Genomic DNA, 9,159 nt, shown 5'->3' on the forward strand with positions numbered 1-9,159 from the left:
GGGCTCAGCCCAGTCCTTTTAGGGGCGCGGGGAACTGCGCGACCAGCCCCAACGCACCCGCACCCGCACCCGCACCCGCACCCGACGATCAACCCAGCACACACAAAAGCGCGGGGTGCCCTCCCAAAGAAGGGCACCCCACACTCAGCACACTCGATCAGAAGTCCTGATCGAACCGCTCCTGCGCATCGCGCGACGCCCGCTGCGCCTCATCCGGCACCTGCCGCCCCGGCTCCTGACGCTCCCGCGGAGCCCGCTCACGCGACGCCCGCTCACGCGGGTCACGCGGCTCCTGCGGCTGCCGCCCGCGCTCGCTCGCCTCGTCGCGGCCGGCGTCGGCACGTCGACGCGCCTGCTCCTCGAGCTCCTCGGCCTTGTCCTGGAACTGGTCCTTCATGCCCATGAGATTCACTCCCGTAGTGGGTGGGGGATGGGGCCTCGACCAGATTCACACGGACCGGCAAAGCGCGCATTTCGATCAGTAACGGTCAGTTACGCAGCGTGCTCCGTGCCTGCTCATCGGCCTCTCCCCCGGCCCCGACGAGCCCCTTCGGCACCTGCCCCACCCGCGGAGCGAACCGCCGCATCTCCCGCTGCCCCACCGATCCGATGAGCCCCGGCAGATATCCGCGTACGCCCTGCATCCCGCGCAGCCACCACTGCCCGTACACATGACTGGACCGCCGCTCGATCCCGGCCACGATCCGGTCGACGGCCGGCCCCAGCGGATACGTCTTGCTCGCTGGCCACGGCAGCCGCTGCCTCAACTCCCGCATGACGTCGTCCTGATCGGCCCCGCGCACCATGTCGGTGTCGGTCCACGACAGATACCCGACCCCCACGCGTACGCCCTTGTACCCGACCTCGGCCCGCAGGCTGTGCGCGTACGCCTCGACGCCCGACTTGGACGCGCAGTACGCGGTCATCATCGGCGCGGGCGTGATCGCGGCGAGCGAGGCGATCTGCAGCAGATACCCGCGGCTCTCCATCAGCACGGGCAGGAACGCCCGCGCGGTCATCGCCGATCCGATGAGGTTCACCTCGATGACCCGCCGCCACGCCTGCGGGTCGGAGTCGACGAACGGCCCTCCGTTGGCGACCCCCGCGTTGGCGACGACGATGTCGACCTTCCCGAAGCGCTCCTTCACCTCCGCGGCGACCCGTGTCATCGCCTCGTGGTCGGTGACGTCGGCGTACCAGTGCCCGCTCTCGCCGTGCAGCCGCTCGGCGACCTGTTTCAGCGCGTCCGGCTCCAGACCGACGAGCGCGACCGTGGCACCGCGGGCGGAGAGCTTACGGGCGAGGAGTTCCCCGACGCCCCGCGCGGCCCCCGTGACGACGGCGACCTGCCCTTCCAGGCTGACCCTGCTCATGCGCCCTCCTTCTGCTGGATCCGTACGTATGTGGAGACGAGTTCCCGTATCCGGGTGATGACCAGCGCGGGCGCCTCGACCGGGGTCATGTGCCCGAGCCCGGGCAGTTCGGTGGAACCGACGCAGTTCGGCAGCGCGGCGACGAGGGCGCGCGCGTGCACGACGGGCGTCATCCGGTCGGCCGTGCCGACGACGACCGCGGCCGGCACGCTCAACTCCCGTACGCGATGGTCGAGATCGAGTGTGTCGAGCACGTGCGACCAGGCGTACCGCACCTTGCGCGGGCACGCGTGCACGATCCGCGCGCACGCCTCGACCATGCCGGGCGCCGAACCGGGCCCCATCGTCGCGTACTTGAGGATCCGCCGGGCGACCGGCGTGACGGGCCCGAGCGGAGCCCGCGACCCGAGCACCTTCCTGGTCAGCCAGGTCCGCGACCGCCCGGCCCGCATCGGCACGACCAGCGACTCGGCGACCAGCCGCGAACTGCCCGTACTGCACAGCAGAACGGCGCCCGCGTGCTCCCGGAACCGGTCCCGCCCGGCCGCGGCCATCAGCGTCATCCCGCCCATGGAGTGCCCGGCCAGAACGGCCTTCTCCCCGGGCGCGAGCGTGGCGGCGAGCACCGCCTCCAGATCGTCGGCGAGCGCGTCCGCGCTGCACACGGGGTTCGCCGGACTGCGCCCGTGCCCCCGCTGGTCGTACGCGATCACGCGATGGTCGGCGGCCAGGTCCCTGACCTGCGCCGCCCAGAAGGCGGTCGAGCACGACCACCCGTGCGAGAGCACCACCGCGGGCGCGCCCTCGGGCCCGTGCACCTCGACGTGCAGCCGGGCCCCGTCGGCGGACACGGCGGTCAGCTCGCGCGCGGGAACGGGCGGCGCGTACGGACCGGACTCCACATGCATCAGCCGGCTCACGCGTCCGCCTCCACCCTCTTCGTCGTACGACGCTTCGGTGCCGTCTCGGGCTCGGGCGGCGGCCGCAACAGGTCGTACTCCCCCAGGTCCACGCGCCGCGTCGCACCGCGGAACTCCGTCGTCGTACCGGGCCAGATGGTGGTGTTGACGCCGTTGTCGTCGAGGTACCAGCTGGTGCAGCCGCCGGTGTTCCAGACCGTGCGCTTCATGCGCTCCTGGACACGGTCGTTCCAGGCGTCGACCGCGCCGGGCCGTGCGTCGAGGGCGGCCGGTCCACCGAGCACCTCCAACTGCCGTACGTAGTCGGCCATGTAGTTGAGCTGGGACTCGATCATCAGGATCATGCTGGAGTTCCCGAGGCCGGTGTTCGGCCCGATGATCGTCATCCAGTTGGGGAACCCGGCCGCCGTCGCACCGCGCAGCGACTTCATGCCGGCCCGCCACGCCTCGGCGAGCGTCTTGCCCTCGGCGCCCACGACCCGGTCGGCGATCGGCATGTCGGTGACGTGGAAACCCGTACCGAAGACGATCGCGTCGACCTCGGCCTCGGTCCCGTCGGCGGCCACGACGGTCGACCCGCGGACCTCGCCGAGCCCGCTCGCGACCACGTCCACGTTGGGCTGGGCGAGGGCCGGGTAGTACGTGCTGGAGAGCAGGATGCGCTTGCAGCCGATGCGGTAGGACGGGGTCAACTTGGCCCTGAGCTCGGGGTCCTTGATGGCCCGGGCCATGTTCCGCTTGGCCAACTGCTCGACCAGGCCCAGCTCGTCGGGGCGCTTGGTGAACGCCTGGACCTGCAACTCCCGCAGGCCCCACAGGAGTCCGCGCCGGGCCTGCGAGGTGAAGGGCAGCTGCCGGTGGAGCCAGCGCTCGGCCCCGCTGATGGCCCGGTCGACGCGGGGCATCACCCAGGGCGGGGTGCGCTGGAAGAGGGTGAGCTTCGCGACGTCCGGCTGGATGCTCGGCACGATCTGGATGGCCGAGGCGCCCGTACCGATCATCGCGACCCGCTTGCCGCGCAGGTCGTAGTCGTGGTCCCAGCGGGCCGAGTGGAAGACCTTGCCGGGAAAGGTGTCGATGCCGGGGACGTCCGGGACCTTGGGGTCGGAGAGCGGCCCGGTCGCGGAGACGACGACGTCGGCGGTGAGGGTCCCGCTGCTGGTCTCGACGACCCAGCGCAGCCGCTCCGCGTCCCAAGTCATCATCTTCACCTCGGAGTTGAACCGAAGGTGCGACCGGAGCCGGAAGACGTCGGTGACGTGCTCCAGATAGGCGCGGATGTGCTCCTGCCCGGAGAAGGTGCGCGGCCAGTCGGGATTGGGCGCGAACGAGAACGAGTAGAGGTGGGACGGCACGTCACAGGCGCAGCCCGGATAGCTGTTGTCCCGCCAGGTCCCGCCGACACTGTCGGCCCGCTCCAGGACGACGAAGTCGGTGACGCCCTCACGGCGCAACCGCACAGCGGCTCCGAGCCCACCGAATCCAGAGCCGATCACCGCCACCCGTACATGCTCGTGCTCGGTCATCCCGACGCCTCCATTGCCGCGTACGACGCTACCGACTCCGCCAGTGAATACTGGCGCAATGGGAGCGTAGAGCAGCTCCATACCGATGGGTAGGGGTCGGGGGGAAGGAAAGTTACCGACGGTACGACATAGGCTTCCGGCGTGGCGGACAAGCGGGAGTACCGAATGGAGGAGCTGGCCGGGGAGGCCGGCATCACCGTGCGCACGCTGCGCTTCTACCGCGAACGCAAGCTGATCCCACCACCGCGCCGCGAGGGCCGCATCGCCTGGTACGACGAGGACCATCTGGCCCGCCTGCGCACGATCGCCGCGCTCCTGGAACGCGGCCACACCCTCAACGGCATCGCCGAACTCGCCGAGGCCTTCGACCACGGCCGCGACGTCGGCGAACTCCTCGGCCTTGGCGCCCCCACCGAGGAAACCCCGGTCCGCCTCTCACCGGAGGAACTGGCCGACGTCTTCGCGGGCCAGGCCACCCCGGAAAACCTAGCCGCGGCCCTGGACCTCGGCTACCTCGCCACAGACGGCACGGACCTCGTCCACATCAGCCGCCGCCTCCTGGACACCTCGGCGGCACTGGTCCGCGAGGGCATTCCGCTGGCGGACGTCCTCGCCGCCGCCCACCGGGTCCGCGAACACGCCGACGCCCTCGCCGAGTTGTTCACCACCCTCGTCCTCACGACCGGAACGGCCGACCGCACCCCGGAGGACCTCCAACGTCTACGCCCGCTGGCCAAGAACGTGGTGGAGGCAGAGCTCTCGATGGCGCTGGACCGGCGCCTCAGCCGACGCCTGCAACCCTGATACCTGCCGCCAGGTAGGGACTGAACGACCGAACCGCCGGAGAGTTCCAGAACCTGGTTCCCGGAATGTCCACCCCATCGAGGTACTTTCCCGCCAATCGAAGACAAACCTCAGTTCGCACTCCGAGAGTGAGATCGAAAAGGCCCCGGCGGCTGTCCTACCAGCCCCGGGGTGTGGCCGACACTTCACGGAGCGCCGACGTGCCCAAGAATAGTCCCCACCCGTCCCAGCCGACTTCGAGTCCCACCGAATACCCGCGAGCTCCAGGCGCGGTGCGCCTCAGCCACCTCACCGAAGTCACCACCTCGCCCGGTAGGCAGCGCACTGCGATCCAACTGTGCACCGAGCGGATGGGCTTCACGCTGATCGCCGAAGCCACGGATCTCGGAGTATCTGCGCGCAGGATGTCCCCCTTCGAGAGGCCTTCCCTGTCGTATTGGCCAGGGCACCCGGACGAGTACGACGCCATCGTGTGGGCACATGTGGACCGCGCCGTACGATCCGTTGCGCACATGTCCGAGTTGACCGAGTGCGGCCAGAGGCGCGCGAAGACACTCATCTTCGGGATGCCCGGAGAGCACCAGCCCCTCGTGGTCACCCCGCAGGCGGATGGCGACGCCATCCGCCGATGCATGAATCTGGCCTACGCCGCCGAGCAGGAGGCCCGAGCCATTTCCGCTCGGCTCACCGGCGCCCACGAAGTGCTGCGTGCGACCGGCCGATACGGTGGTGGCCTGGTTCCATTCGGGTACAGGAAAGCGCCGCACCCCTCCGGCGTCGACTGGTGTCTCATGCCAGACCCGGAGACGATCGCAATCGTCCGCGCGATTGTGGACGACGTACATCCGGGACTGTCCCTGGTCGCCATTGCCCACAAGCTCGAAGCGGCAGATATTCCGGTGCCACGGGACCGCCATGCCCGACTCCAGGGGCGCCCCATGGGTGGGCGGCGCCACGGGCGTGACTTCGAGCGATTTCGCTGGACGGCCGGAAGTCTGTCCAAAATCCTCCGTACACCAGCACTGATGGGGCACCGCGTGCACAGAGGGCAGACCGTCCGCGATGCCGCAGGCTCACCCGTACCGATCGGCCCGCCGCTGCTCACCGAGGAGGAGTTCCAGGCTCTGCAGGACATCCTCAACACCCGCTCGAAGGGGGCTCACCCCAAGCGGCGAGAGACAGCCCTGTTGATCGGAGTCGCGCACTGCACCGGATGCAGCGGTCGCATGTACTTCGCCTCACGAAATGCGTACGCATACGGCGACTACGCCTGCCGCGCTTCTGCCCGTGGCACGACCTGTCCTGCCCCCGCCGCTATCCGCGCCGGCTGGCTGGACGACTACACCGTTGACCGCTACCACGAGGCATTCGCCACAGAGGGCGAGGTAACTCGGGAGCAGCTCCTCAGGGATGGAGTTCACGTCACAGTCGCCAAGGGAAGATCTGGTGGTGGACCGGCCCGCCTGGCCGGACCGGACACATCACGGCTGACGTTCACTGTCGTGGGCTCCCTGCCGGATCAGCTACAGCCCTGAGCCGGATGGGGCGTACAGATCCGGTGCGCCCCACACCGTTTTCCTCACAGCTCGAAGACGGCTGTCACTGGAGCATGGTCCGACCAGCGCTCCTCATGACTGGCGGCCCGTTCCACATATCCCTTGACCGCACGCCTGGCGAGCCCGGGAGTCGCGACGGCGAGGTCGATCCTCCAACCTGAATCGTTATCGAAGGCCCGCCCCCGGTACGACCACCACGAGTACGGCCCCTCCACGTCCGGGTGGAGGGCGCGGACGACGTCCACGTACCCGCCGTCCGTCTCGTCGAAGACGCGGCCGAGCCAGGCGCGCTCCTCCGGCAGGAAGCCGGAGTTCTTCTGGTTGCCGCGCCAGTTCTTGAGGTCGGCCTGCTGGTGGGCGATGTTCCAGTCGCCGCAGACGACGACCTCGCGTCCGTCGGCGGCGGCGCGCTCGCGCAGGTTCTTCAGGTGGGCGAGGAACTCGTCCATGAACCGGATCTTCTCGTCCTGCCGCTCGGTGCCGACCTCTCCGGAGGGCAGGTACAGGCTGGCGACGGTGACGCCGGGCAGGTCGGCCTCGACGTACCGGCCGCTGCCGTCGAACTCGGCGGACCCGAAGCCGACCTGGACGCGGTCGGGCTCGCGGCGCGTGTAGAGGGAGACGCCGGCCCGCCCCTTCGCGGCGGCGGGCGCGTGCACGACATGCCACCCCTCGGGCTGCCGTACGCCCTCCGGGAGTTGCTGGGGCTCGGCCCGTACCTCCTGAAGGCACAGCACATCGGCGGACGTCTCCGCCAGCCACTCCACGAAGCCCTTCTTGGCGGCGGCCCGGAGCCCGTTCACATTCACAGAGGTCACAGTCAGCACCCGGGCACGATACCGGCACACTGGTACGTGCACAGCGCCCGGCCGAGCCCTTCGCAGGGACGGGCGGACGGGCGGGCGCACCGCACGCCGCCAACCCACCCATCGCATAGAAGTACGATATTCAGCATGAATATACGCCGGGTCTCCTTCGACCACCCCGACGCCGTCAAGCTCAACGACGAGGTGCAGGCCGAGTACGCCGCGCGCTACGGGGACGAGGGTGACGTCACCCCGCTCGACCCGTCGATGTTCGAGCCGCCGGTCGGCCTGTACCTGATGGCGTACGACGCCCAGGAGCGCCCGGTGGCCACGGGCGCCTGGCGTACCCAGGACGAGAACGACCAGGGCTACTCGGACGGCGACGCCGAGCTGAAGCGCATGTTCGTGATCGAGGAGGCCCGGGGCAACGGGCTCGCCCGCCTCATCCTGGCAGCGCTGGAGGAGGACGCCCGCGCGGCCGGCCGCATCCGCATGGTCCTGGAGACCGGCAACAAGCAGCCCGAGGCCATCGCCCTCTACGCCTCCAGCGGCTACGAGCCGTGCGTCAAGTTCGGCCACTACCGCTTCCACGAGGACAGCCGCTGCTTCGCGAAGCTTCTGTGAGGACTCCGGTCCGGCACGTGCGGGGCCACTAGCCTGTCGTGATCATCAGCCCGGTTCACCACGGGCACCGGACCGCCGGACCCGTACCACCGGCGTCACGGCACCTCACGACACTTCATGACAGGGGACCCATGACTTCGCGCCGCCGCACGCCCGGACTTCCGCGAGCCGCCGTGCCCTTCACCGCCCTCGCACTCGCGCTCACCGCGTGCTCCGGCGGCGGAACCGAGGCGTCCGGCGCGGACGACAAGGGCGGCTCCCCCACCGAGGCGGGCGTCATCTCCCTCAAGTCGGCGCAGGCCGTCCTGCTCAACTACGCCAAGGTCAACAACGCGGCCAACGCCGCGCAGGCCCCGGACAGGACGGCCGAGGTGGAGGGCGGGGCGCTGCTCCAGCAGAGCCAGGCGACGTTCACGCAGTTCAAGGCCCTGCCGAAGAAGGAGCAGGCGAGTTTCAAGACGCCCTTCCACTACCCGGTCGAGGGCGCCCGCTTCTACATCCCCCGCAAGGGGTCGCCGCAGGTCTTCATGGTCGACACCCGGGTCACCGGCGAGGACATCGGGAAGGACCGTCGCCGTCTCCTGGTCTTCGAGCACGTGAAGGACTACGAGAAGAGCAAGAACAAGGGCGCCGAGTGGAAGGCGGTGTCCGTCGGTGAGGCCGACGGCAAGCTGCCGGGCGTGGAGCGCGACGACGACGGCTTCGTCACGGTCCTCAAGGCCTCCGACTCCGTGGGCAAGGTCAAGCTGGACGACCTGCGTGACCTGTCCAAGGACTTCTATGTCACGGGCGGCAAGAAGGCGGGCGCGAGTTTCGTGAACACCGCGTCCGTGAAGGCCTGGAAGAAGTCGTACACGAACCGCGCCGCCTTCGACGACGGCTGCGTCGACGGCGAGTACGAGCCCGGCTTCACGGCTGCCGAGACGGCGTACGGCCTGAAGACCACCGACGGCGGCGCCCTGGCCCTGTACGACTTCGGCGTCGACTACCAGAACTGGCCGAAGGCCGAGGGCCCCCGCTGCGCCACCCAGCTGGACATCGAGAACCTGCCCACGGTCACGGACATCTACCTGGACGGCCGGACCAGCACGAGCGGCCTCACCCGCACGAACTCCCTGATCACCATGGCCGTGGTCCCCGCGTCCGGCACGGACATCCGCGTCACGGGCTACCACCTGCAGATGGTCAACGCCAAGTAGCGACCACGCCAAAGAGCCCCAGCCGGATCACTCCGGCTGGGGCTCTGAGCTGCGGTGGACCTGTGGGGATTTGAACCCCAGACCCCCTCGATGCGAACGAGGTGCGCTACCAGACTGCGCCACAGGCCCTTGCAACGAGTGAAACTCTAGCATCCCGGTCAGGGTGCTTGGAAATCCGTTCCCGGGCCCTCACCCGCTGGTCAGGAGCGGGCCCGCGGCGGGACTTCTGAGACATCGTCACTCGTTGGCCGCGCGCGGCCGGTCGCCGTCCTCGTACTGGTCGAAGAGGGGCGTGCGGCCGCGTTCGCGGGCGCGCCGGGCCGAGGCCGCCAACTCGGTGGGGTCGAGCCC

9 protein-coding genes and 1 tRNA gene are annotated in these 9,159 nt (G+C 69.5%); 4 read left to right on the plus strand and 6 right to left on the minus strand.

The genetic code is table 11. The annotated features are described in order from the left end of the window. Positions 1–157: 157 nt before the first annotated feature. From O3Q52_RS42085 to O3Q52_RS42100, 4 genes are all read right to left on the minus strand, one after another. Entirely contained in the window at positions 158–403 is a 246-nt protein-coding gene (locus O3Q52_RS42085) for a hypothetical protein (protein WP_269653822.1), read from the minus strand. 85 nt (positions 404–488) lie between these two features. Further along, entirely contained in the window at positions 489–1,373 is an 885-nt protein-coding gene (locus O3Q52_RS42090) for an SDR family oxidoreductase (protein WP_269653823.1), read from the minus strand. Further along, on the minus strand, positions 1,370–2,293 hold the full coding sequence (locus O3Q52_RS42095) for an alpha/beta fold hydrolase (RefSeq protein ID WP_269653824.1): 924 nt from the start codon (positions 2,291–2,293) through the stop codon (positions 1,370–1,372). Before O3Q52_RS42095 ends, O3Q52_RS42090 begins: the two co-directional genes overlap by 4 nt. Continuing rightward, positions 2,290–3,819: an NAD(P)/FAD-dependent oxidoreductase gene (locus O3Q52_RS42100; protein ID WP_269653825.1), complete on the minus strand. Its 1,530-nt coding sequence runs from the start codon at positions 3,817–3,819 to the stop codon at positions 2,290–2,292. The genes O3Q52_RS42095 and O3Q52_RS42100 overlap by 4 nt, the downstream gene beginning before the upstream one ends. Positions 3,820–3,984: 165 nt before the next feature. Between O3Q52_RS42100 and O3Q52_RS42105 the strand changes: the two genes are divergently transcribed. Together O3Q52_RS42105 and O3Q52_RS42110 are read left to right on the plus strand one after the other, a co-directional pair. Then, positions 3,985–4,623, plus strand: a complete 639-nt coding sequence (locus O3Q52_RS42105; protein ID WP_269653830.1) for a MerR family transcriptional regulator — start codon at positions 3,985–3,987, stop codon at positions 4,621–4,623. Between the two features lie 173 nt (positions 4,624–4,796). After that, complete coding sequence (locus O3Q52_RS42110) at positions 4,797–6,158, plus strand: recombinase family protein (RefSeq protein WP_269653826.1); 1,362 nt, start codon at positions 4,797–4,799, stop codon at positions 6,156–6,158. Between the two features lie 44 nt (positions 6,159–6,202). Here the strand turns inward: O3Q52_RS42110 and O3Q52_RS42115 are convergent, their stop codons facing one another. Beyond that, a complete protein-coding gene (locus O3Q52_RS42115; RefSeq protein ID WP_269653827.1) occupies positions 6,203–7,027 on the minus strand; it encodes an exodeoxyribonuclease III in 825 nt (274 codons plus the stop codon). A 105-nt stretch (positions 7,028–7,132) separates the two neighbouring features. Here O3Q52_RS42115 and O3Q52_RS42120 point away from each other — a divergent pair, with 105 nt between their 5' ends. After that, the gene (locus O3Q52_RS42120; protein WP_269653828.1) at positions 7,133–7,609 is read left to right on the plus strand and encodes a GNAT family N-acetyltransferase; all 477 of its coding nucleotides are present in this window, start codon (positions 7,133–7,135) and stop codon (positions 7,607–7,609) included. Positions 7,610–7,740: 131 nt separating this feature from the next. Beyond that, positions 7,741–8,808, plus strand: a complete 1,068-nt coding sequence (locus tag O3Q52_RS42125; RefSeq protein ID WP_269653829.1) for a hypothetical protein — start codon at positions 7,741–7,743, stop codon at positions 8,806–8,808. A gap of 55 nt (positions 8,809–8,863) precedes the next feature. Here the strand turns inward: O3Q52_RS42125 and O3Q52_RS42130 are convergent. Continuing rightward, positions 8,864–8,937: transfer RNA gene (locus O3Q52_RS42130), tRNA-Ala, on the minus strand. Positions 8,938–9,159: the final 222 nt, after the last annotated feature.

Origin of the sequence: Streptomyces sp. ActVer (assembly GCF_027270795.1) — a bacterium.
GTDB classification, from domain to species: Bacteria; Actinomycetota; Actinomycetes; order Streptomycetales; family Streptomycetaceae; genus Streptomyces; species Streptomyces umbrinus_A.